Origin of the sequence: Sulfitobacter sp. 1A10359, from assembly GCF_043558145.1 — a bacterium.
In the GTDB taxonomy this organism is placed as follows: Bacteria; Pseudomonadota; Alphaproteobacteria; order Rhodobacterales; family Rhodobacteraceae; genus Sulfitobacter; species Sulfitobacter faviae.
Genome location: NZ_JBIFGB010000002.1, coordinates 466,029 through 487,364 on the forward strand (window position 1 = coordinate 466,029; position 21,336 = coordinate 487,364).

The 21,336-nt window shown below is 64.6% G+C and carries 20 protein-coding genes and 1 tRNA gene; 7 read left to right on the forward strand and 14 right to left on the reverse strand.

All coding sequences use genetic code 11. The features are described from left to right. The first annotated feature begins 126 nt into the window (after positions 1-126). Positions 127-1,068 (forward strand): YihY/virulence factor BrkB family protein, encoded by a 942-nt coding sequence (locus ACGYK2_RS06570; protein WP_067267703.1) that lies wholly within the window; start codon positions 127-129, stop codon positions 1,066-1,068. Here ACGYK2_RS06570 and ACGYK2_RS06575 read toward each other — a convergent pair. The 6 genes from ACGYK2_RS06575 to ACGYK2_RS06600 form a co-directional block, all read right to left on the reverse strand. Further along, the gene (locus ACGYK2_RS06575) at positions 1,059-1,640 is read right to left on the reverse strand and encodes a hypothetical protein (protein WP_271687986.1); all 582 of its coding nucleotides are present in this window, start codon (positions 1,638-1,640) and stop codon (positions 1,059-1,061) included. The genes ACGYK2_RS06570 and ACGYK2_RS06575 overlap by 10 nt on opposite strands. Then, positions 1,637-3,877, reverse strand: a complete 2,241-nt coding sequence (locus ACGYK2_RS06580) for a molybdopterin cofactor-binding domain-containing protein (RefSeq protein ID WP_271687988.1) — start codon at positions 3,875-3,877, stop codon at positions 1,637-1,639. Before ACGYK2_RS06580 ends, ACGYK2_RS06575 begins: the two co-directional genes overlap by 4 nt. Position 3,878: 1 nt before the next feature. Then, a complete protein-coding gene (locus ACGYK2_RS06585) occupies positions 3,879-4,337 on the reverse strand; it encodes a (2Fe-2S)-binding protein (protein ID WP_271687989.1) in 459 nt (152 codons plus the stop codon). Between the two features lie 125 nt (positions 4,338-4,462). After that, entirely contained in the window at positions 4,463-5,623 is a 1,161-nt protein-coding gene (locus ACGYK2_RS06590) for a hypothetical protein (RefSeq protein WP_271687990.1), read from the reverse strand. Positions 5,624-5,717: 94 nt separating this feature from the next. Continuing rightward, positions 5,718-7,154, reverse strand: a complete 1,437-nt coding sequence (locus tag ACGYK2_RS06595; protein WP_271687991.1) for a TolC family outer membrane protein — start codon at positions 7,152-7,154, stop codon at positions 5,718-5,720. Positions 7,155-7,274: 120 nt separating this feature from the next. Beyond that, on the reverse strand, positions 7,275-7,928 hold the full coding sequence (locus ACGYK2_RS06600; protein ID WP_271687992.1) for a protein-L-isoaspartate O-methyltransferase: 654 nt from the start codon (positions 7,926-7,928) through the stop codon (positions 7,275-7,277). A gap of 143 nt (positions 7,929-8,071) precedes the next feature. On the opposite strand from ACGYK2_RS06600, the gene ACGYK2_RS06605 reads away from it, so the two are divergent. After that, positions 8,072-8,145 (forward strand) — tRNA-Cys (locus ACGYK2_RS06605). Between the two features lie 112 nt (positions 8,146-8,257). Here ACGYK2_RS06605 and ACGYK2_RS06610 read toward each other — a convergent pair. Next, entirely contained in the window at positions 8,258-9,886 is a 1,629-nt protein-coding gene (locus tag ACGYK2_RS06610) for an alkaline phosphatase family protein (RefSeq protein WP_271687998.1), read from the reverse strand. Between the two features lie 197 nt (positions 9,887-10,083). Between ACGYK2_RS06610 and ACGYK2_RS06615 the strand changes: the two genes are divergently transcribed. Then, positions 10,084-11,106: an NAD-dependent epimerase/dehydratase family protein gene (locus ACGYK2_RS06615; RefSeq protein ID WP_271687999.1), complete on the forward strand. Its 1,023-nt coding sequence runs from the start codon at positions 10,084-10,086 to the stop codon at positions 11,104-11,106. Positions 11,107-11,115: 9 nt separating this feature from the next. On the opposite strand, the gene ptsP is transcribed toward ACGYK2_RS06615, so the two are convergent. The 5 genes from ptsP to ACGYK2_RS06640 all read right to left on the reverse strand — a co-directional run bounded on the left by ptsP (position 11,116) and on the right by ACGYK2_RS06640 (position 16,547). Next, a complete protein-coding gene (gene ptsP, locus ACGYK2_RS06620) occupies positions 11,116-13,359 on the reverse strand; it encodes a phosphoenolpyruvate--protein phosphotransferase (RefSeq protein ID WP_067263814.1) in 2,244 nt (747 codons plus the stop codon). A 161-nt stretch (positions 13,360-13,520) separates the two neighbouring features. Next, a complete protein-coding gene (locus ACGYK2_RS06625; protein ID WP_209219097.1) occupies positions 13,521-14,759 on the reverse strand; it encodes an aspartate kinase in 1,239 nt (412 codons plus the stop codon). A gap of 87 nt (positions 14,760-14,846) precedes the next feature. Beyond that, positions 14,847-15,491, reverse strand: a complete 645-nt coding sequence (locus tag ACGYK2_RS06630) for an SDR family oxidoreductase (protein ID WP_271688001.1) — start codon at positions 15,489-15,491, stop codon at positions 14,847-14,849. A 26-nt stretch (positions 15,492-15,517) separates the two neighbouring features. Beyond that, positions 15,518-15,985 (reverse strand): DUF1178 family protein, encoded by a 468-nt coding sequence (locus ACGYK2_RS06635; protein ID WP_271688003.1) that lies wholly within the window; start codon positions 15,983-15,985, stop codon positions 15,518-15,520. A gap of 94 nt (positions 15,986-16,079) precedes the next feature. Next, the gene (locus ACGYK2_RS06640) at positions 16,080-16,547 is read right to left on the reverse strand and encodes an NUDIX hydrolase (RefSeq protein WP_271688005.1); all 468 of its coding nucleotides are present in this window, start codon (positions 16,545-16,547) and stop codon (positions 16,080-16,082) included. A 110-nt stretch (positions 16,548-16,657) separates the two neighbouring features. Between ACGYK2_RS06640 and modA the strand changes: the two genes are divergently transcribed. Genes modA through modC form a run of 3 tightly spaced genes read left to right on the forward strand, consistent with a single transcriptional unit; the run spans position 16,658 to position 19,162 of the window. After that, positions 16,658-17,395: a molybdate ABC transporter substrate-binding protein gene (modA, locus tag ACGYK2_RS06645; RefSeq protein WP_271688006.1), complete on the forward strand. Its 738-nt coding sequence runs from the start codon at positions 16,658-16,660 to the stop codon at positions 17,393-17,395. Next, a complete protein-coding gene (gene modB / locus ACGYK2_RS06650; RefSeq protein ID WP_271688008.1) occupies positions 17,385-18,077 on the forward strand; it encodes a molybdate ABC transporter permease subunit in 693 nt (230 codons plus the stop codon). Before modA ends, modB begins: the two co-directional genes overlap by 11 nt. Next, a complete protein-coding gene (modC, locus tag ACGYK2_RS06655; RefSeq protein WP_394374265.1) occupies positions 18,077-19,162 on the forward strand; it encodes a molybdenum ABC transporter ATP-binding protein in 1,086 nt (361 codons plus the stop codon). The genes modB and modC overlap by 1 nt, the downstream gene beginning before the upstream one ends. Here the strand turns inward: modC and ACGYK2_RS06660 are convergent, their stop codons facing one another. Together ACGYK2_RS06660 and ACGYK2_RS06665 are read right to left on the reverse strand one after the other, a co-directional pair. Then, complete coding sequence (locus ACGYK2_RS06660) at positions 19,163-19,930, reverse strand: EcsC family protein (RefSeq protein ID WP_209219102.1); 768 nt, start codon at positions 19,928-19,930, stop codon at positions 19,163-19,165. A gap of 51 nt (positions 19,931-19,981) precedes the next feature. After that, entirely contained in the window at positions 19,982-20,461 is a 480-nt protein-coding gene (locus ACGYK2_RS06665; protein WP_271689987.1) for a GNAT family N-acetyltransferase, read from the reverse strand. A 105-nt stretch (positions 20,462-20,566) separates the two neighbouring features. Between ACGYK2_RS06665 and ACGYK2_RS06670 the strand changes: the two genes are divergently transcribed. After that, positions 20,567-21,172 carry a flavin reductase family protein gene (locus ACGYK2_RS06670; RefSeq protein ID WP_271688009.1) on the forward strand — a complete coding sequence of 202 codons (606 nt, stop codon included), beginning with the start codon at positions 20,567-20,569 and terminating at the stop codon, positions 21,170-21,172. Positions 21,173-21,336 lie beyond the last annotated feature (164 nt).

Consider the following 21,336-nt stretch of genomic DNA (forward strand, 5'->3'; position numbering starts at 1 on the left):
TGGAGCGATGCCCCTTTGGCAAGATCAATCACATGAGCCTGCTCTTGCCACTGGCCCGTCATCAAGGTGGCAGCCCGGCCCAAGGGGCACTAGCTTAGCCTCACGGGATGAAAACGAGGCATTGGAATGGACGCCAGACCAGCCCAAGACCAAAAGCGCGAGGTCGTCATGACCCACGGTGTTCTCAGCGAGGACCCCGAGGATCTGTTTCACGGCACCGGGCTGCGGGTGGTGCGGGCCGTCCTGCACGAGGCGGTGCTGCGGCTGTGGAGCGATGATGCTTTCGGGATGGCCGGAAATGTGGCCTTTCGCGCGCTGCTGGCGATTTTTCCGTTTCTGATCTTCACCAGTTCGCTCACTGCCTTTGTCGGCGACCGGTCGATGGCCGACGACCTGATCCATTTCCTGATCGCCATCGTCCCCCCTGCCCTGATCGAGCCGATCGTGTCGGAGGTGGAAAAGGTCATGACCGTGCCGCGCGGCGATCTGCTGAGCGTGGGTATCCTGCTGACCGTTTGGTTCGCCGTGGGCGGGGTCGATGGGGTGCGCGTGGGGTTGAACCGCGCCTATGGGCTACGCGAGACGCGGTCGGTCTTTACGATCTACGCGGTGCAGGTGGCCATGGTGCTGCTGGCGAGCCTGATCCTCGTGATCGTGGGCTATCTGTTGGTGCTCGCCCCCCGGGCCGGGTCTTGGCTGCATATGTTGATGCCGGGTTTCGATCCGCGCTCGGTTACCGTGGGGCTGGTCCGCTTTCCCGCCTCGGCCACGATCCTGCTGGTCGCGCTTTTTGCGGCCCATGTGATCCTGCCCGCACGGCGGACGCGGTTTAACAACATCTGGCCCGGGGTTGTCGCCACCGCCGCTGCTTGGACGGTGCTGGCGGTGCTGTTCTCATCCTACCTGCGCAGCTTTGGCACCTATGCCAGCTATTACGCGGGCATGGCGGGGATCATTGCGGCACTTTACTTCATGTATCTTGCCGCACTGGTGCTGATTTTTGGCGGTGAGTTGAACCGCGCGTTGCGCATCCGCAGATTGGCCCGCGCGATGAGCGATCAGCCCTGATCCCCTGCGCAGGGCGTGCCCGCAGCGCCCCAGACCGTCATGTCATGCACCAGCGCATCGAGCGTCCCTTCGGGCACCGATCGCCCCGCGCCGGGGGCGAAACCCCAGTTCACGAAGGCCGAGTTTTGCAGGTGGTCGACCAGAGAGGCGATGTCATGGCCGTCATTGGTCTCAGGGTCGCGCAACTGGATGCAGACCTCGGCTGAGGACTTGCCGAACCACGCCAATTCCACCGGCGGCAGCCGCCAAGCATCGTCGATATGCGGCGGGGCATGGGGCACGGTGTTCGCGGCGGCAGAGGTGACGTGGCAGGCGTCGCAAGGGATGCTCTCGGCCCCGATCCGGCTCTCGCCCGCGCGCACATTCATGCCGTGCTCCGCCTCCGGCCCATAGCCCAAGCCCTGCCACATCGGCTGACCCTCTTCGCCGACATGGCAATTGGTGCAACGCGGATGCGCGGTGACGGTGAAAATCCGATCCCAAGCGGCCAGCCCCTCGGCGCGATCGGGCGCCTCCTGCGCAAAGGCGGGGACGGCCAGCATGAGGGCTGCGCAGGTCGATAGATATCTCATGCGAAATCCACGGATTTGGAGAGGGGAAGTTCACGGACCCGCTGGCCCGTGGCGGCAAAGATTGCATTGGCCAGCGCAGGCGCGGCGGGCGGCACGCCCGGCTCGCCAATGCCGCGCAGCTTGCCGCCATTCTCCAGCCCGCGCACCTCGATCTTCGGCGTCTGATACAGCCGCAACCCTTCGTAGAGGTGGTAATTGTCCTGCTGCGGCACCCCGTCGCGATAGGTCAGTTCGCAGTTCATCGCATGGCCCAAACCCCAGATCACCGCGCCGGAGAGTTGCGCCTCGAAGTTCACCGGATCCATCACGCGGCCCACTTCGGCGGCAACGAAAACGCGGTCGATCTTGAGGCCCGCGTCGGTCTGGCTGACCTCGACCACCTCGGCCACCGGCACGCCGAAGGACAGGCAAAAGGCCAGCCCGCGGCCCCGCCCCGGCCCGAGGTCCGCACCCCAATCCGACATTTCGCCCACAGCCTTCAACACCTTGCGCGAGGGCGCATGGGTGCAAAGGCGCAACCGTTCCTCCAAAGGGTCGACACCCGCCGCATGGCACATCTCATCCATGAAGCTTTCGTGCAGGAAGCCGTTGCCCGATGCCCCAACCGACCGCCAAGAGCTGACCGGCACCATTGCGGGCACCCGGTGGCCGGTCACGCGGTAATCGGGGATCGCGAAGGGCTGATCCCACGCGCCCGCCACGATGGCGATGTCGGGGCCGAAGACCGGCTGGTTCAACCGCGCCATCTGCGATTCTGCCGTCGAAGGTGCCGCGATGGCCAGATCATAGGCCGCGATCTGCCCCTCCGAGACTTTGCCCCGCGCCCGCGCCATGGCCAGCGGGCGGGGGAAGTCATGGGTGAAATCCTCCTCGCGCGACCAGACCATCTTGATCGGCGTGCCGGGCAGTTGCATCGCCACTTCGACGGCGCGCAGGGTATAGTCATCCTCAAGCCGCCGCCCGAAACTGCCGCCTGACATCAGCACATGGATATGCACATTCTCAGCGTCGATCCCGGTAAGCGCGGCGACATTGGCCTGCATGAAACGCGGGATCTGCGTGCCGGTCCAGATATCGACGCGGGCCTTCTCCAGCTTCACCACCACGCTCATCGGCTCCAGCGGGGCATGGGCCAGATAGGGGATGCGGTACTCGGCCTCCAACACCTCCCCATCGGCCAGTGCTGCGGTGACATCGCCGTCATCGCGAAACCGGCTGTCCTGCCGGTCATCGGTGAAGGAGGCCGCCACGGCTTTGAATTGATCCGCCGTGTCGCCGATATAGGGCGACGGGCCCCAATCACATTTCACCGCCTGCGCGGCCTGAAAGGCCCGCCAGGTGTTGTCTGCCACCACCGCGACACCGCCGGTGATGGGCAAGACCGCCTTCACGCCGCGCATCTTTTCGGCGCGGCCCGCGTCAAAGCCCATGATCGCCCCGCCCTGCGCCGGGTTGGTGCGGGTCGTGGCGTGAAGCATCCCCTCCATCATCATATCGATGCCATAGGTCTGGGTGCCAGTGGATTTGGCCATGATATCGGTGCGCATCTGCGTCTTGCCAAGGTGCCGCCACGCGCCGGGGTCGCGCAGCGTGACCTCGGTCACCGGGTCGATCTCCGCCGCGGCTGCGGCGAGGTCTTGATAGGCCAGCCGCATGCCGTCGGGCAGCACCACCGCGCCCGCCTCGGTCTTGATTTGGCTCCGCTCTAGCCCTGTCTGCGCCACGGCGGCGGCCAGCAGCGTTTCGCGGGCCACGGCCCCGGCCATGCGCAGCCGGTCGTACATATCCGGCACGGTCGAACTGCCGCCGGTCAATTGCAGGCCGAGCAGCTTTCCCGCCACATCCGAGGCGCCGCGCCCGGTCCGCGCCAGCAGCGTTTCCGAGGTCGCGGCGATCGGCATCGCCTCAACCCCGACCACGCCGTTGTAATAGACCGGCGAGGGCGGCCCGGGCGTGATCTGCACCGTGTCGAGGTCGACATCCAATTCCTCGGCGATCATATGGGCTTGGATCGAATAGGCCCCCTGCCCCACATCGGCGCGCGGGGTGATCAGGGTGACGCCGCTCGCGTCGATCTTGACGTAAGGCGTGATCGCCGCCGCGCCGGGTGGCAGACCAGCGAGCAACGGGTTCTTCAGGTCGCGTTTGTACAGGTAGGTGCCAAAGGCCACGCCCCCGGCAATGGCGGCGGAGCCGACGATGAAACTGCGGCGGGTGATGGTGCGCAGGCGCGACATGTCAGGCCCCCCGCAGCCGCGCGGCGGCGCTGTGAACGGCGGCGCGAATACGCGGATAGGTGCCGCAGCGGCAGAGGTTCCCGCTCATCGCGGCTTCGATCTGATCGTCGGTCGGCTCGGGGTTCAACTCCAGAAATGAGGCCGCCTGCATGATCTGCCCCGATTGGCAGTAACCGCATTGCGCCACCTGATGCTCCACCCATGCCGCCTGCACCACATGCAGCGCTTCGGGCGTGCCCAAGCCTTCGATGGTGGTGACATCGCCGTTCACATCCGCCGCCCGCAATTGGCAAGACCGCACGGCCAGCCCATCGACATGCACCGTACAGGCCCCGCATTGCGCGATGCCGCAGCCGTATTTCGGCCCGGTGATCCCCAACTCGTCGCGCAAAACCCAGAGCAGCGGCATGTCGTCTTCCACGTCCACCTCGTGGACCGTGCCGTTAACCGTCAATTCCATCGGTGATCCTTCCGCGCTGGTGCCCCCAATGTAGCGGGCAGCGCCTATCGCGCAAGACCGCGCGAAGCGGCTCGCGCAGCGTCACCTTGGCAGGGCGGGCATGGCGGCGGGTGCCGCCGCTTCGCTTATTCGAGGTCTTGCGCCGTCAGCGCGCGGTGAATTTCGCGACGGACCAATTTGCGCACATTGCGGGTGATCCGCTCGCCCAAGGCCCCCTGAAGCTCGGCGCGGACGATCTCGGTCACCATGTCGCGCAGTGCTTCCTCGTCGAGGAACTGATCCTCACCCGCGCTGCCCGCCTCCTGCGCGGGGGCGGCATAGTCGAATTCCGGCGCGGTGGCGGCAGGATCGGCCACACGCGGGCCGCTGTCGGCGAAACGGCGCACCTGCTCTTCGAGCTGCGGTGTCGTGGGCTGCGGGCGGTTTGGGGCTGGCGTCTCAGCCTCTACCGTCGCCGTATCGGCAATCGGGGCCTCTGGCGCGTCAAGCTCCGCATCGTCTTTCCACTCCATCGCCGGAGGTTCGGTGCCGGAATAGTCATTATCGCCGGGCGCGTCCGGATCCCAATCGTCAGAGATCTTGCCAATGGCGGTCTCAAGCGCCGCCAGCTTGTCGCTACGGCTGGCCCCGGTCGCCTTAGCCACCGCGTCGGAAACGGCGCGGGCCCGGGCCTCATCCGCGGTCTCAGACGCGGGGGTGCGATAGTCCTCGGCATGCAAATCGCTCGGATCGTCATGCAGCATGTCATAGTCCAAGGGCGAGACCTTCGCCGGATCAACAGCAGCGGCCTTTGGGCGATCCTCGCCATCCGACGTGGCGACCCTAAGCGCGGGGGTCAGCACCAACCGGTCACTCGACGCCGCGGGAGCCTTCTCGGCAGGCGGGGTCGCCGGGTGACGGGCCGAGACGAATGGACGCTCTGCCTCATCGACACTGTCTTCCGCTTCGGTCTGCATGGCTTGGGTCAAGCTCAGCGGCTGCGGCGCGGCTTTGGGTGTTTCACCGACGCCCTCGTCAGAAGCGGGACGCGCCGTGCCGCCCGAAGCTGTGCGCAGCGACAGGTGCGGGGTGAAATCCTCAGAGGTCACGCTATCCGATGTCGGCTCGTCCAATGCGCCCCGCATGCTTTTGAACGCGGCACCGGTGTCATTTGCAGAATCGGCAGCCTCCGACTTGGAAACCGGCGTAGGGTTGGACGTTTGCAGGGGACGCTTGTCTTCGGACACCAATCGGCGAATCGACGACAGGACGTCTTCCACCTCCGCGTTTGTGACGGGTTCGGACATATTTCTCTACCACTCTTGCCTCGCGGATAGCTTAACCGCGTGGGAGGATTCTCACAATGGGGCGGTGCAAAATGCCAAACGACCGCGCAAACCGTCAGTCTTTTTGCAGCGCGCGCAGCACTCGATCCAGCGCTTGGCCCTCTTTCGAGTATTTAGCAGGAGCGTCCTTAACAAGGTTGTAATAGGCCCCCGCGTCATAGATCTGCACCGGAAGCTTCAGATCCTGCGCGGTCAGGCGGCCCGTGGCCGCCAGCACGGAATAGGCCGCCACATAGAGATTGGCACGGGCCGATACGCGGGTCGATTCCGCATCCAGCAAGGATTGTTCGGCGTCCAGCACGTCCAATGTGGTACGCGCGCCGAGGGTGGCTTCCTCGCGGACGCCGCGGAAGGCGATACGCGCGGCCCTGATCTGCCGGTCGGAGGCTTCCAACTGCGCCCGCGCCGAGGCCAGCGCGGCATAGGCGTTGCCCACTTCCTGCTCGACGTCTTGGCGCACCACATGCAGGTTCGCGCGCTGCGCGTCTCGCTGGGCCATCGCGCTGCGCACGGCCGAGGACAGCGCCCCGCCCTGATAGATGGTCTGACCGACCTCGACCCCAACGCTGCCGCTGCGGGTATAGGCTTCGCTGTCGAAAGTCTCGTTCAGCCCATATTGCCCGTTCAGCGTGATCCGCGGGGCCATGGCGGCCTCATTGGCTTCGACGCTGAGATCGGCCGCCGCCACCTGATGCTGTGCGGCGATGATCGACGGGTGAGCGCGCACGGCCAAAGCCTTGGCCGAGGCGAGGTTGCCGCCGACATTCGGCAGGCTCGGCGGTTGGCTAAGGTTGCCCGGGGCATGGCCCACGGCATTGCGATACTCCTCGACCGCGCGCAGCAGCACGCCTTCGGCGCCCGCCAGCCCGCTGCGGGCATTGGCAAGCTGCGCTTCGGCCAAGGCCACATCGGTGCGGGTGACTTCGCCCACGTCGAAACGATCCCGCGCGGCGCGCAATTCCTGCGTCAGCAGCCGCAGGTTATTGTTGCGCAGCTCGACCGTTTCCGAGGCTTCGATCACGCCCATATAGGCCGCAACCGCGCGCAGCAGGACTTGTTGTTCTAGGTTGACCAAGGCCTGACGGGTGGCCAGCACGGTCTCTTTTGCCGCCTCCACCCGATAGGCGCTTGCCCCGAAATCATAGAGTAGCAATTCGCCAATCAGGCTGATCGACGCCTTGAGGCTTTCCGTCGACTGGGCTGGCAGAAGAGAGGAACTGCGCGTGGTGCCAAAGCTCTGCGTCAGCCCGGCGGCCCACCGCAGCACAGGTTTCAGTGTCGACTTCGCCGCGGCCACATCCTCATCGGCGGCACGCAAAAGCGCGCGGTTCTGCTCCAGCAGGCCGGAATGCTCATAGGCCCCCACCAGCGCATCGGCCAATGTTTCAGCAGCAGCCACACGCGGCAGGGCAGCGCCGCTGGCGAGGACAAGGCTCACCGGCACGGCGATGGCAAAACGTTTGAGGGATTTCGTGAAACTGTTCGCGCTCATGGCTCAATGCCCCTGAATGGCTTTTTTAGACCTTTAACCGGCCCGTAGGCCGATCGGGGCGGGTGCCCCTCCTCTGAAGGCGAAGTGGCGCGCGGTATGATCGGCGCGCCATCCTGTCGCTTACAGCTGGAATTCTGCCTGACGTTCAAAGCCACGCAGCACCGGCGCACCGGCGTTGAATTCGGGCCGCCAAGACACCTGACCGCCGCGTTTATAGCCCACGCGCACCTCGCCCAGACCCCGATCCATAAAGAGACAAGCGATCCGCCCGCCCTCTTTCACCTGTTCCACCAGCGCTGCGGGCAGCTCACCCACCGCACCTTGGACGATGACCACATCATAGGGCCCATGCTGCGGCGCGCCTTCGGTCAGCGGGGCGACATGGACGATCACATTGTCCGCGCCTGCCTGCGCCAGCGCCTCTTGCGCCTCGGCAGCCATGGCCTCGTCTTCCTCAACGGCGACGACGGCCTCGGCCATATGCGCGATCACGGCGCTGGAATAGCCCATGGCGCAGCCGATATCGAGCACGAGTTCCTCATTGGTGATGTCGAGGTGATCGAGCATCTTGGCCAATGTTCGCGGGTCGAGGAGCACCCGATCCTGCCCCAGATCGAGGTTTTCACCCAGATAGGCAGCCTCGCGCTGTGCCGCCGGCACGAAGTCTTCGCGCTGCACGGTCAGCATCGCGTCGATGATTGGAAACTTGGTCACATCCGAAGGACGAACCTGCGTATCTACCATGGTTACGCGGCGGGCGGCGAAATCACTCATCAGCTAAACTCATTCGTTCAGGGTGTCTGAAGAGTGATGTGCCACATTGCCGGGCCAGCGGCAACGCCCTGACCGCATTTTCGCGCGCATATGGGACTTGCGGCCCCCTTCGTGATCCGTTAGCAGTGCGCCAACCACCGGTCGGCGAGTTGGCGGAGTGGTTACGCAGCGGATTGCAAATCCGTGTACACCGGTTCGATTCCGGTACTCGCCTCCAATCCCCGACATAAGCGGCTACGCGATACCGCTGCCCCGGTGAAACCACTATTCGCGCGCGCTTCTCTTAAAAGCCACCCAGGCCCCCTCGTCATCAACGACGCGGCCATGTCTCACACCTCGCCGCCTTTCCCCGCCGCCGCCAAAACCTCGCGCAACTCATCTTCATTCCGGTAGCCGATCAGAATACCCGCCGTCGCCTCACCCATCGTGGCATCGCTGGCTGCGATCTTGGCGTCGGAGATGGTGGTGCGCTGAGCGGTGCGGCGCGCCCAGCGGAACAGCAGTTGCTCTAGCCGGGCGCGCTCCGGCGCATGGGCGGGGTCGGCCCCCAGATCGTCCAACTCATCGGGATCGCTCTCAAGGTCGAACAGCATCGGGCGGAACCCTTCGGCAAAGACGTATTTCCACCGCCCGTCGAAAAGCATCGTCAGCTTGGCGTCCTTCACCTCGACCCCCAAGCGTTTGCGCACGTCGCGCTGCGCGTAGTCGTATTCCGAGACCACGAAATCGCGCAACCGCTCGGCCTTGCCATGTAACAGCGGCAAGAGGGATCGGCCTTCGATGATATGCGGCACGGCGGCGCCGCCGAAATAATCAAGAATGGTGGGCACCACGTCGATCGCCTCGACCAGTGCCGAGGATTTTGCGCCGCGGGTCGCATCGGCCTCGGGGCGGGGATCAACGACGATCATCGGGATGCGCGCGGAGGGGTCGTGAAAAAGCTCCTTCTCGCCCATCCAGTGGTCGCCAAGGTAATCGCCGTGATCCGAGGTGAAGACGATCATCGTATCATCCGCGACCCCCTCTTCGGTCAGGAACGCCATCAGCCGACCGATCTGGTCGTCAAGCTGTTTGATCAGCCCCATATAGGCAGTCAGAACCCGGCCTCGGGTCGCGTCATCGGAAAAGGCTTGGGAAACGCGCTCCTGCATGAATGCGCCATAGACGGGATGCGGGTCGCGCTTCTCCGCCGCGCTGCGCACCGGGTCCAGATGGCTCTCGGGCCCGTAGAGATCATGGTAGGGCGCAGGGACGATATAGGGCCAGTGCGGTTTGATATAGCTCAGGTGCAGACACCACGGCTGATCCCCGGCCTCGCGGATGAAATCGATGGCGCGGCCTGTGATATAGGGCGTCTCGCTCTCCTCATCCGCGGCGCGGGCCGGTTTGTCGGCGTGGTCCAGGAACCAACCACTCAGGATATTGCCCTCTGCGTCCTCGGCACTGTTGGCGACGGAATGCCACGGGTTCTCATCCTGCCACCCGCGGTCCTTCATATGCGCGTCATAGGCGGGGTTGCGGGCGTAGGGCCCGCCGTCGGGGTGCAGCCCGTCGTCCCGCTCATAGGGTTCGAACCCGCATTCCGAAATCAGCACGCCAATCTCGCTGTCGGGCGCTAGGCCAAGGCGGCGCAGCCCTTCGATATCGGCGGCCATATGGGTCTTGCCGCAAAGCGCCGTGCGCACACCCAAAGGGCGCAGGTGGTCGCCCAGCGTCATCTCCCCCACTTTCAGCGGGATGCCATTCCAAGTCGACCCATGCGAGCTGACATAGCGGCCCGTGTAGAACGACATGCGCGAGGGGCCGCAAATCGGCGATTGCACATAGGCGCGGTCAAAAAGCACCCCGCGCGCGGCCAACGCATCGATATGCGGCGTTTGCAGATGCGGATGGCCGGTGCAGGAGAGGTAATCCCAGCGAAGCTGGTCGCACATGATGAAAAGAACGTTCTTGGGCATGAGCCGCCTTCCCTGTGATGCTCCTTCGCGCGCCCTGCCCGCGAAGCGTTTCGTCGTGCCGCGACTTGATTTTGGCCCGCCTGACAATGCTTTGCAGTTTCCGGCCCAAATTTAACCAAATTTTTAGCATTCACGGCCCAACCTTCACCAGGACGATGGGAAAGGCAACTCAAGCCGCGCAAAGCGAGGATGCCAGAATGGACAGCACGCAAAGGATACTTGTCACCGGCACGGGCGGTTTCATCGGCTTTCACCTTGCCCGGCTGTTGCTGGCCGAAGGCGCGCGGGTGCAGGGCTATGACGGGATGACCGATTACTACGATGTCGCCCTGAAACAACGCCGCCATGCGATGCTGCTGCAGCATGAGCATTTCACCACCAAAGAAGCGCTGCTGGAAGACCGCGAGACCTTCGACGCGCTGGTCGATGACTTTGCCCCCGACATGATCGTGCACCTTGCCGCACAGGCGGGCGTGCGTCACAGCATCCACCACCCCCGCGCCTTTCTGGAGGCGAATATCACCGGCACCTTCAACGTGATGGAAGCCGCGCGGCGGTTGGAGGTGAAACACCTGCTCATGGCCTCCTCCTCGTCAATCTACGGGGCCAATACCGATATGCCTTTCGCCGAGGCCGGGGCCACCGACCGGCCCCTGTCGATCTACGCCGCCACGAAAAAGGCGAATGAGGGGATGGCCCATGCCTATGCGCATCTCTGGGGTCTGCCGACGACGATGTTTCGGTTTTTCACCGTCTACGGGCCTTGGGGTCGGCCCGACCTTGCCTTGAGTAAATTCGTCGACGCGATCCTCGATGGCCGCCCGATCGACATCTACAACCACGGCGAGATGTACCGCGATTTCACCTGCGTCGACGATCTGGTGCGCGCCATCCGGCTGCTGATGGATTGCGTCCCGCCGCAACCGGGCACGGCGCCACCGCCGCCGGACTGGGATTCGCTCTCCCCCGCGGCCCCCTACCGTGTGGTGAATATCGGCAATTCCGAAAAGGTGCGCCTGCTGGATTTCGTCGAGGCGATCGAAGCCGCGCTCGGCAAGCGGGCGGTCCGTAATTACATGGGGATGCAGATGGGTGACGCCCCCGCCACATGGGCCGATGCGACCCTGCTACATAGGCTCACCGGCTACCGCCCACAGACCGGCATTCACGAAGGCATCGCGCGTTTCGTCGCTTGGTTTCGGGACTATCACGGCAGATAGCCGCAGCGCTCAATGCTGGTGCTGCTGGCGGACGTAGTCCATCACCGCGCCCCTGACCGACATCTCGCCCTGCTCTCGTGCGGCATGGATGACCGCGCGCACGTCGTCGAGATTGCAACGCCGCAGCAGGCTTTTGACCGGCCCGATGGAGGCCGGGCGCATCGACAGGGTCTTGAGCCCGATGGCCGCGAAACACAGCGCCTCGACCGGGCGGCCCGCATCCTCCCCGCAAAAAGACAGCGCAGTATCTGTTTCGGCGCAGCGTTCTACGATGCCCTCAAGGAAGGTCAGGAAAGAGACGTTCAGCGTGTCATAGCGCCGCCGCACACGCTCGTTCTCACGGTCGGCGGCGAAAAAGAACTGCTTGAGATCATTGCCCCCGATCGACAGGAACTCGACCTCCTCAAAGAATTTCTTTGGGGCAAAGGCGAGGCTGGGGGTCTCTAGCATAGCGCCGACCTCCAGCTTTTCAGGCAGGACATGGCCCAGAATACGCTCTCGCTCCATCGCCTTGTCGACCTCGGCCCGTGCGGCGCGGAACTCCTCGAACTGGGCGATAAAGGGGAACATCACCGCCAGCGGGCGGCCCGCGGCGGCGCGGATCAGGGCCTGCAACTGCATCCGCATGACACCGGGCTTATCCAGCCCCACCCGGATCGCGCGCCAGCCGAGGGCCGGGTTCGGCTCATCATGGGGCTTCATATAGGGCAGCACCTTGTCCGACCCGATGTCGAGCGTACGAAAGACCACGCGGCGGCCATGGGCGGCATCGAGCACGCGGGCATAAAGCGCGGCAAGCTCGGTCCGGCGGGGCATCTGGTTGCGCACCAGAAACTGCAATTCGGTGCGGAAGAGCCCGACCCCTTCGGCCCCCGACCCTTCGAGCGAGGGCAGATCGGCCATCAGACCTGCGTTCATCTGTAGGCTGATGATCCGCCCGCATTTCGTCTCAGCCGGTTTGTCGCGGATCGAGGCATAGCGTTCCTGCGCCGCCGCCTGCATCGCGATCTTGTCGCGAAAGGCCGTGGCCACGGTATCGTCCGGGCGCAGATGCACCACGCCCTGCTCACCATCGACCATGATGTGATCACCGTTCAGCGCGTCATTGGTCACGCGGCTGGCATGGACGATCAGCGGAATCGCCAGTGCTCGCGCGACAACAGCGGCGTGCGAGCCGACCGAGCCGCCCTCCAGCACGATGCCGCGCAGCGACCGCCCGTAATCCAGCAGTTCCGCCGGGCCGATGTTGCGCGCCACGAGGATCGGATCGACCGGCATCTCGGCCCCGGTATCGCTGCCCTGCCCCGTCAAATTGCGCAGCAAGCGGTTCGACAGATCATCCAGATCCGACAACCGCTCGCGCAGGTAGGCATCATTGACCTGCCCCAGACGGGCGCGGGCCATAGATTGCTCTTTCTCGACCGCGGCCTCAGCACTCAGCCCGCTTTGAATATCCTCCACCATGCGCCGCATCCAGCCTTTGGAATTGGCGAACATGCGGTAGGCTTCGAGCACCTTCTGCTGCTCTTTGTCGGCGGTAAGGCTTAACAATTGGTCAACGCTGAGCCGCAATTGCTCAACCGCTTCGGTCAGCCGCTCCGTCTCGCGTTCAGGGTCATCGGCAATGGGGTTGGAGACCACCACCCGCGGCTCATGCAGCCAGACGTGCCCCTCGGCCACGCCCTCCTGCCCTACGGTGCCGCGCAGCAGCACCGGCTGGCTATGCCGGGCCGACATCGCAGCCCCCTCGCCGACAAAGGCGCCAAGCTCGGCCATTTCGGCCAGCACCATCGCGACGACCTCAAGCGCATAGACCTCATCAGCGGAGAACTCCCGCGCGACTTTGGACTGCACCACCAACACGCCCAGCGTCTCACCCAGACGTTGCACCGGCACCCCAAGGAAGGAGGAATAAATCTCCTCCCCCGTCTCGGGCATGAAGCGGAAACCGGCGGCTTGGGGCGCATCGGGCGTGTTGATGACCGTGCGCCTCTTGGCGACCCGACCGACCAGACCTTCGCCCAGTTTCATGCGCGTTTCATGCACCGCCGCTTCGTTCAGCCCTTCGGTGGCGCAAAGCTCAAGCGTGTCTTCGTCGCGGAACAGATAGATCGAGCAAACTTCGCAGCCCATGGAATTGGCGATCAACTGGGTGATCTTGTCCAGCCGCGCTTGGCCCGCCACATCGCTGGCCATCGCATCACGCAGCCGCCCCAGCAGCTTGCGGCTTTCTGTCTCAACCCGTTCGGCCATATGATCCGGTCCCTGTCCCTCTGGAGCAGGGTTTAGCGCACTCGCGCAAGGATAGAAATGCTATTCGCGCCATACCCTACATCCTCAGCCAGTATATCGGCGGGATGCTGCAGATTTACGCAAGGGGTCACCTTGCGTAAAACCCGTGTCATCGCAGGTGTTTAGGCCGCTTTATCGAGCTCGAAAGCGTCGTGCAGGGCTTGCACGGCCAATTCCATATACTTGCGGTCGATCAACACGCTGATCTTGATCTCGGAGGTAGTGATCACCTTGATGTTGATCCCCTCGTCCGAGAGCACCTTGAACATCTTGGCGGCCACGCCAGTGTGGCTGCGCATGCCGATCCCCACGACAGAGACTTTGGCCACGGCCTTGTCGGCGATCAATTCCTGATAGTTGATGATCCCCTCTTCATGGGCCTTTTCCATGGCCTTTTCAGCGCGGATCACCTGATCGACGGGGCAGGACCACGTCATATCGGTGCGCCCCTCTTCGGAAATGTTCTGAACGATCATATCGACGTTCACGCCGCCCTCGCTGAGCGCGGTAAAGATCGTCGCGGCGATGCCGGGGCGGTCCGCCACGGACACCAAGGTCATCTTTGCCTCATCACGGGAAAACGCGACCCCGGCCACCACATTGCTTTCCATGATTTCCTCCTCATCGCAGACGAGCGTCCCGGCGTCGTCAGATTGTTCTTCGAAACTGCTCAGCACCCGCAGTTTAACCTTGTAGCGCATCGCCAGTTCGACCGAACGGGTCTGCAAAACCTTCGCCCCGAGAGAAGCCAGTTCTAGCATCTCTTCAAAGGAGATCTTGTCAAGTTTGCGGGCCTTGGATTCGACCCGCGGGTCGGTGGTGTAGACACCATCGACGTCGGTATAGATATCGCAACGCTCCGCGCCAAAGGCGGCGGCAAAGGCGACGGCGGTCGTGTCCGATCCGCCCCGGCCCAGCGTGGTGATCCGGCCCTGCGGGCTGATGCCCTGAAAGCCTGCGACCACGGCCACCTTCATGCCTTCGCCGAATTTGGCGGTGATGTTGTCGGTGGGGATCTCTTCGATCCGCGCGGCGGAATGGGCGTCGGTGGTGCGCACCGGCACCTGCCAGCCCTGCCACGAGCGCGCGGGCACGTCCATTTCCTGCAAAGTGAGCGCCATCAGCCCGGCGGTGACATTCTCCCCGCTCGACACGATGGCGTCATATTCGCGCGCATCATAGAGCGGCGAGGTCTCATTGACGAAGCCCACCAGCTTGTTCGTCTCACCCGACATGGCGGATACGATGACGATCACGTCATAGCCCTTGGCCACCTCAACGCCGACGCGCTTTGCCGCGCGGCGGATACGGTCCAAAGTGGCAACCGAAGTCCCACCGAATTTCATAACCAGAACAGGCATATTGTCCCCCGCGCAACAGTCCAGCGCGGTCTAAGCCCACGGCACGGCAAGGGCAAGCCTATTTAACATGACGTTATGTAGCGCCGCCTAGAACGGATGCGCCCGGCCATCCCATGTTTCGAAACAACCCGTCTGGGCGATGTCCAGCGCGGCGATCCGCCCGGCGAGGCCCTGCGCCGAATCCTCAACGCTGATTTCGCCCTGATCGCCGCCCATATCGGTGCGCACCCAGCCGGGGTGGTACATGCCCACCGCGATCCCCTCGGGCTTCAGGTCAACCGCCAGATTGCGCCCCAGATTGATCGCAGCCGCTTTGGAGGCGCGGTAGATATAGCTGCCCCCCGGCGCGCGCGTCTGGGAGCCCATCTGCGAGGCGATGATCGCGATTTTCGCCCCCTGCGCCGCACGCAGGTTGGGCAGCAGGGATTGCACCGTGAGGAAAACCCCGGTCACATTGGTCGCAAAGCTCTGCGCCCAGAGGTCGGGGCCAAAGCCGGTATCCAAGTCATCGCCCTTGTCGAGATACACACCCGCATTGCAGATCAGCAGGTCCAGCGGGCGGTCTTGCAGGCTTGCGGCGAAGGACGCGTGGCTTGCCGGGTCGGTCACGTCCAGCACGGCCTGCGCGCCTGCGCCGCGTGCGGTGCCGATCACCTCTTCGCCCGCGTCTTCATACTGGCGGGCCAGCGCCGCGCCGATGCCGCGGCTGGCGCCTGTGATAACGATGGTCATGGGCGATCCTTTATGAAAACGGGCCTTTAGGAAAGTTGGCGTTTGGGTTTGAACGGGAGCGGCATCAGGGGCACGCCCTCGGCCACCAATTCCCGCGCCTGATCCAGCCGCGCCTCGCCATAGATCGGGCGCTCAGGGGTGCGCCCTGCGTGCATGTCCCGCGCCTCGCGCACGAAATTCTTGCCGACGTAATCGGAGGTGGATTCGACCTTTTTGCGCAGGGCCGTCAGTGCCTTTTCCACATCACTTGCCGGATTGGACAGGGCCGGGGCGGGTGTCTCGGCGGGTTGCGGTTTTTCTGCCGCTTCCGGCGCAGCCGGAGCGCTGCCGCCCGAGGTGACCCGCGGGGCCATCAGCGATTTGCTCACCTCCGTCGACCCGCAGACCGCACAGCTCAGATGGCCCGCACGGGCGAGGCTGTCAAAGGCTGCCGCAGATTGAAACCAACTTTCGAAACCATGCCCGGCCTCGCATTTCAGTGCATAACGGATCATTCGCCCGGTCCTCAAACTCTCTGCTTTAAATGGGCTGCGGCGCGAAAGAGGTCAAGACAAGCGCGGGCGCGGCGCGCATCGAAACGCCGCGCTGTCAGCCTGCCAAACCACCGCTGCGCGGATCGAAATCTCGGATCAGCCGCGCCAGATCGGGGGCCTCCACCAGCCGGGCGGCCTTGCGGCGCGAACACCACATCCGCTTGCGCTGTCCCTCCTCGGGGAAGTGTTTGGCCAGCGCCTTGACCTTTACCGGGTAGAGCATCGCCAGACAGGGCAAGGTCCCATCCGCGCCGGTTTTGGCATAGCTATAGACGCCCAGACATTGCCCCCGCGCCTGCCCCACGACGCCGCCTTCCTCCCAAGCCTCGACCAAGGCCGAGGCGGCGGGGGTCTTGCCCTCCATCGGCCAACCCTTGGGAATGATCCAACGTTTGCTCCCGCGCGAGGTGATCAGCAGGATCTGCAACTTGCCCCGTTTACGACGCCAGCAAAGCGCCGCGAATTGAATGCGCAGCTCATCCTTCTGTCCGCCGTTCAAGGATATCGGAGCCTGTTTCACCATCCGTTGCAGCTGCGCCCCTTGGCAGGTTGTTTCCCTTTGACCCTAGCGCGGCGATCCCCGTCTGGCCATATCCCCTTGCCCCCTTTCATCGCATCAAAGATACTACCAAAATGATAAGATTTTCCGCTCTTCTGACAGTGCTTTGCAGCCTTGCCCTGCCCCTTCGGGCTGAGGCACCCGTGACGGTCTTTGCCGCCGCCAGCCTGCGCGGCGCCTTGGAGGAGGTCACGGCGGATTTCCCCGCGCCGGTGGTGCTGTCTTATGGCGGCTCAGGCACGATGGCGCGGCAGGTCGCCTCCGGGGCGCCCGCCGATGTGGTCTTGCTTGCCAATAGCGACTGGATGACATGGCTCGCGGACGAAGGCGTTGAGGGGGCCGGGAATGCGCAGATCATCGCCCGCAACCGCCTCGTGCTGATTGCCCCCGCTGGCAGCGTACCACTTGCCGATCCCGCCGACCTGCCAGCCCGGCTCGGCCCCGAAGGGCGGCTCGCCATGGGGCAACGCGATGCCGTTCCCGCAGGCAGCTATGCCCGCGCCTGGTTGACCCATTCCGGGCTTTGGCAGCGGCTGCAAAGCCGTTTGGCCGAGACCGACAATGTCCGTGCCGCACTGGCGCTGGTCGCGCGGGGCGATGCGCCGCTTGGCTTGGTCTACGCCAGTGACGCGCAGGCCGAGCCGGAGGTGCAAACCGTCTATGAAGTGCCCGCCGAGGCCCATGCCCCGATCACCTATCCCGCCGCCGCATTGACGCCCGAGGGCAAGACGCTGGTCGATTTCCTGAGCACCGAGACGGCGCAGGCGATCTTTGTGGACCACGGGTTCCTTCGGGCCGATCATGGTTCTTGACGCCGCCGCTTGGGCCGCGCTGTTGCTGTCGCTGCGGGTGGCCAGCGTGGCGATGCTCTGCTCCCTCCCGCTGGCGCTTTGGGTGGCGTGGATCCTCGCCCGGAAGGAGTTTCGCGGCAAAGGCGTGGTGAGCGCGCTGGTCCATCTGCCACTGGTGCTGCCGCCAGTGGTGACGGGCTATCTGCTGCTGCTCGGCTTTGGCCGCAACGCCCCTTTGGGCCGCCTGTTAGAGAGCCTCGGCATCGGTCTTGCCTTTCATTGGACGGGCGCGGTGCTGGCCGCGCTGATCATGGGGTTCCCGCTGATGGTCCGCGCCATGCGGCTGGCGATCGAGGCGGTCGACCCCCGGATCGAAGACGCCGCCGCCACCCTCGGCGCGCCGCGCCTCAGCGTATTTTGCCGCGTCACCCTGCCGCTGATCTTTCCCGGCATCCTCGCCGGGGCAGTGATGGGCTTTGCCAAGGCGATGGGCGAATTCGGCGCCACGATCACCTTTGTCGCCAATATCCCCGGCCAGACCCAAACCCTGCCGAGCGCGATCTGGACGGCCCTGCAGGTGCCGGGCGGTGAGAATCGTGCGCTGGCCATGGCCGGGCTGGCCGGGCTGGTGGCGCTGGCTGCCGTGCTGCTCTCCGAAGCCTTGGCCCGGCGGGTCGCGAAACGCATTTCGGGGGCGCGCTGATGCTTGAGGTCACGCTGCGCCATGGGTTCGACGGCTTCGATCTGGACCTTTCTTTCACCACCCAAGGCGGGATCACCGCGCTCTTTGGCCGCTCCGGCGCGGGCAAGACGACGGTGATCAATGCGCTTGCCGGATTGCTGCGCCCCGATGTCGGGCGCGTGGTGCTGGACGGTGAGGTGCTTTTGGATACGCAGCGTGGCATCTGGGTGCCGCCGCATCGCCGCAGGCTGGGCTATGTCTTTCAAGACGCGCGGCTTTTCCCGCATCTGGACGTGCGGAGGAACCTAACCTTCGGCGCGCGCTATGCCCCGCGCGGCAGCCAAGGTTCGGGTTTTGCAGATGTGGTGGCGCTTCTGGGACTTGAACCACTGCTCAGCCGTGCCCCGGCAACGCTTTCAGGCGGGGAGAAACAGCGCGTCGCCCTTGGTCGCGCCCTGCTGTGCCATCCGCGCATGTTGCTGATGGATGAGCCGCTGGCCAGCCTCGACGGTCCGCGCAAGCAAGAGATCCTGCCCTATCTCGAACGGCTGCGCGACGGGGGGTTGGACCTGCCAATCCTCTACGTCAGCCATGCGGTGGACGAGATCGCCCGCCTCGCCGATCGCTTGGTGCTGCTGCAAAACGGGCGGCTGAAGGCCCAGGGCGCGCTGTTCGACGTGATGGCCGATCCCGCCGCCGTGCCGCTGCTCGGCGTGCGCGAAGCGGGCGCGGTGTTGGAGGCCGATGTTATCGCCCATGCCGAGGATGGGCTCTCGACCCTCGCCGTGCGGGCGGGGCAGTTGGAGCTTCCCGGCGTGCAAGCGCCGGTGGGCGCGCGGGTGCGGCTGCGGGTCTTGGCGCAGGATGTGATCCTGTCGCGCGCGCGGCCCGAGGGGCTGTCTTCGGTCAACATCCTGCCCGTGCGGGTCGAGGCCGTGCATCCCGGCGACGGCCCCGGTGCGGCCATTGCGCTCGACGCAGGCGGAGACCGGCTTTTGGCGCGGGTGACGGCGCGGGCGGTCCGCGACCTTGATCTGCGCGCGGGCATGGGCTGCTATGCCATCCTCAAGGCCACCACCGTGGCCCCGGGCAGCATCGGGCGCTGATCACAGTTTGGGCGGCGTGCTGCCCATTTTCTTGCGTAGGCGGGCGACCAGTTCCTCTTGCGGGATATCCGCCTCTATCGCCAGTTTGCGCAGGCCGAAATGCACATGGGCCATGTCTTGGTAATAGCTGGTATAGGCATAGTTCGTCGCAGCCCCAGCCACTGCGCCCAGCACCGGCACCGCCTGCGCGGCAAGCTTTTGTCCCAGCACCAGCGCCAGACGCGGCGCCACCCGGGCGATCACCGCATTCATCGCGCGGCCCGTGAGCGCCATGCGCACGGTAAGAAACCCCAGATCGGCGCTATCGTCATCCGCCAGCGGCCCGGCGGCGGTAAAGACATGCACGCAGTCGAATTGCACATTCTCCGCCGATGGATCGAACCCATGTTCCGCCGCCACCCCTTGGATGACCCGCAACAGCAGCGTGGTGGTCACCGGCAGTTCGGCCAAGGCGGTCGGCAGCCCCCCGGCCCCGCCTGCGGCGCCCATCGCGGTCGAGACCGCTTGGTTCAGCCAACCCTGTTGGTCTTTCACATAGCTGCGGCTGGAATGGGCGGCCTGCATGGCATGGCCAAGTGCCTTCATCGTCGCCCCTTCGAGGTTGCGGCGCACCGCCCCTGGCAAACGGTCGATCAACCCATCCGCGCTGCCGCCGATGAGGTTGAGCACATGGATGCCCACGCCACCCGCCTGTTTGTAACGGCGGGCGATCTCATCCAGCCGGGCATCGACATCAATGGTGCTGGGCAGGTTGCTTTCGATCTGCATGGGCGTCCCTCTTTGAGCTTAGGCTCAATGTGGGTCGCGAGCCGGGTAAAATCAATCGTGCCAGCGGCGAACCTTGCCCGTCACCCCGGCCCAAGCCCCCTCAGCCAGGGCGCGGCCCAAGATGCGCGCGGGGTTCGTGGGCGGCGGCATCTCGACACCCTGCAACAGTGCAAAGCCGAAGCGATTGTAATAGGGCGCGTCGCCCACCAGCATCACCCGTTCCCAGCCCAGCGGGGCCGCCTGCGCAAGCGAGGTCTCGATCAGCCCCGCGCCCAGCCCTTCGCCCTGCCTTGTCGGGTGTACCGCCACCGGCCCCAGCAAAAGCGCCTTCGCCGCGCCGATGCGCACCGGCCAATAGCGGATCGCCCCGGCCAGAATTCCGCCGCTGTCACGGGCCACATGGTTCAGCCCCGCCACCGGCGGCACGCCATCGCGCAGACGGTAAGACGACAGCGCCTCGCGCCCCGGCGCGAAACAGGTGTCATAGAGCGCTTCGACCTCCCAATGGTCGGTGGGCACCTCCGGGGTCATCTTGTAAGGCGTCTGATGCAAGGCCGGAGGCTTTCGGGAGCAATTGCGGGTGGCGCTGGACGTAGCATGAGGCTAGCCATGGGTGCAAACCATCAAGGAGTGTACATGTTCTATCGTCCCGAAGACGGCCATGGTCTGCCGCATAACCCGTTCAACGCCATCATCAGCCCCCGCCCAATCGGCTGGATCTCTACCCGTGATGGCGCGGGCCGCGACAACCTCGCGCCCTATTCCTTTTTCAATGCCGTCGCCTATATGCCGCCGCAGGTGATGTTCGCCTCGACCAGCGCCAAGGAAGACGTGGACGGCACCAAGGATTCCGTGGCCAACATCCGGGAGACCGGGGTGTTCTGCGTGAACGTGGTGGAATATGCGGCGCGCGACGTGATGAACGTGAGTTCCACCATGCTGCCCCATGGCGAGGATGAATTCGCCCGCGCCGGGATCGACAAGGCCGAGTGCGAACAGATCGCCTGCGCGCGGGTGGCGAATGCGCCCGCCAGTCTTGAGTGCAAGCTGACCCAAATCGTGCAATTGCCGGGCGAGGCGAATTTCGCGGTTTTCGGTGAGGTCGTGGGCGTGCACATGCGCGACGATTGCGTGGTTGACGGGCGGTTCGACGTGACCAGGTTCCAGCCGCTGTCGCGTTTGGGGTACCGCGATTACACAGTGGTGCGGGATGTGTTCGAGTTGAAGCGGCCTGATGATTGAGGGTTGAGGACCGCAGTCGAGATGCGAGGGGCATCGCCTGCCCGCGGGTCGGCGATCTGACGACGCCAACTGCCACTTTATGTTTCAGCTGTGATGTGTGCTCGCAAGGTTGCGCCCAGCCTCACCAAATCGCCTACCCGGTCGCACCGGAGGTGCGCTCAGAA

Excerpts from the sequence above, each read along its gene's own strand:
- ACGYK2_RS06570 (WP_067267703.1), top strand. The coding sequence starts at position 127 with ATGGACGCCAGACCAGCCCAAGACCAAAAGCGCGAGGTCGTCATGACC.
- ACGYK2_RS06575 (WP_271687986.1), bottom strand. The coding sequence starts at position 1,640 with ATGAGATATCTATCGACCTGCGCAGCCCTCATGCTGGCCGTCCCCGCC.
- ACGYK2_RS06580 (WP_271687988.1), bottom strand. The coding sequence starts at position 3,877 with ATGTCGCGCCTGCGCACCATCACCCGCCGCAGTTTCATCGTCGGCTCC.
- ACGYK2_RS06585 (WP_271687989.1), bottom strand. The coding sequence starts at position 4,337 with ATGGAATTGACGGTTAACGGCACGGTCCACGAGGTGGACGTGGAAGAC.
- ACGYK2_RS06590 (WP_271687990.1), bottom strand. The coding sequence starts at position 5,623 with ATGTCCGAACCCGTCACAAACGCGGAGGTGGAAGACGTCCTGTCGTCG.
- ACGYK2_RS06595 (WP_271687991.1), bottom strand. The coding sequence starts at position 7,154 with ATGAGCGCGAACAGTTTCACGAAATCCCTCAAACGTTTTGCCATCGCC.
- ACGYK2_RS06600 (WP_271687992.1), bottom strand. The coding sequence starts at position 7,928 with ATGAGTGATTTCGCCGCCCGCCGCGTAACCATGGTAGATACGCAGGTT.
- ACGYK2_RS06610 (WP_271687998.1), bottom strand. The coding sequence starts at position 9,886 with ATGCCCAAGAACGTTCTTTTCATCATGTGCGACCAGCTTCGCTGGGAT.
- ACGYK2_RS06615 (WP_271687999.1), top strand. The coding sequence starts at position 10,084 with ATGGACAGCACGCAAAGGATACTTGTCACCGGCACGGGCGGTTTCATC.
- ptsP (WP_067263814.1), bottom strand. The coding sequence starts at position 13,359 with ATGGCCGAACGGGTTGAGACAGAAAGCCGCAAGCTGCTGGGGCGGCTG.
- ACGYK2_RS06625 (WP_209219097.1), bottom strand. The coding sequence starts at position 14,759 with ATGCCTGTTCTGGTTATGAAATTCGGTGGGACTTCGGTTGCCACTTTG.
- ACGYK2_RS06630 (WP_271688001.1), bottom strand. The coding sequence starts at position 15,491 with ATGACCATCGTTATCACAGGCGCCAGCCGCGGCATCGGCGCGGCGCTG.
- ACGYK2_RS06635 (WP_271688003.1), bottom strand. The coding sequence starts at position 15,985 with ATGATCCGTTATGCACTGAAATGCGAGGCCGGGCATGGTTTCGAAAGT.
- ACGYK2_RS06640 (WP_271688005.1), bottom strand. The coding sequence starts at position 16,547 with ATGGTGAAACAGGCTCCGATATCCTTGAACGGCGGACAGAAGGATGAG.
- modA (WP_271688006.1), top strand. The coding sequence starts at position 16,658 with ATGATAAGATTTTCCGCTCTTCTGACAGTGCTTTGCAGCCTTGCCCTG.
- modB (WP_271688008.1), top strand. The coding sequence starts at position 17,385 with ATGGTTCTTGACGCCGCCGCTTGGGCCGCGCTGTTGCTGTCGCTGCGG.
- modC (WP_394374265.1), top strand. The coding sequence starts at position 18,077 with ATGCTTGAGGTCACGCTGCGCCATGGGTTCGACGGCTTCGATCTGGAC.
- ACGYK2_RS06660 (WP_209219102.1), bottom strand. The coding sequence starts at position 19,930 with ATGCAGATCGAAAGCAACCTGCCCAGCACCATTGATGTCGATGCCCGG.
- ACGYK2_RS06665 (WP_271689987.1), bottom strand. The coding sequence starts at position 20,461 with ATGACCCCGGAGGTGCCCACCGACCATTGGGAGGTCGAAGCGCTCTAT.
- ACGYK2_RS06670 (WP_271688009.1), top strand. The coding sequence starts at position 20,567 with ATGTTCTATCGTCCCGAAGACGGCCATGGTCTGCCGCATAACCCGTTC.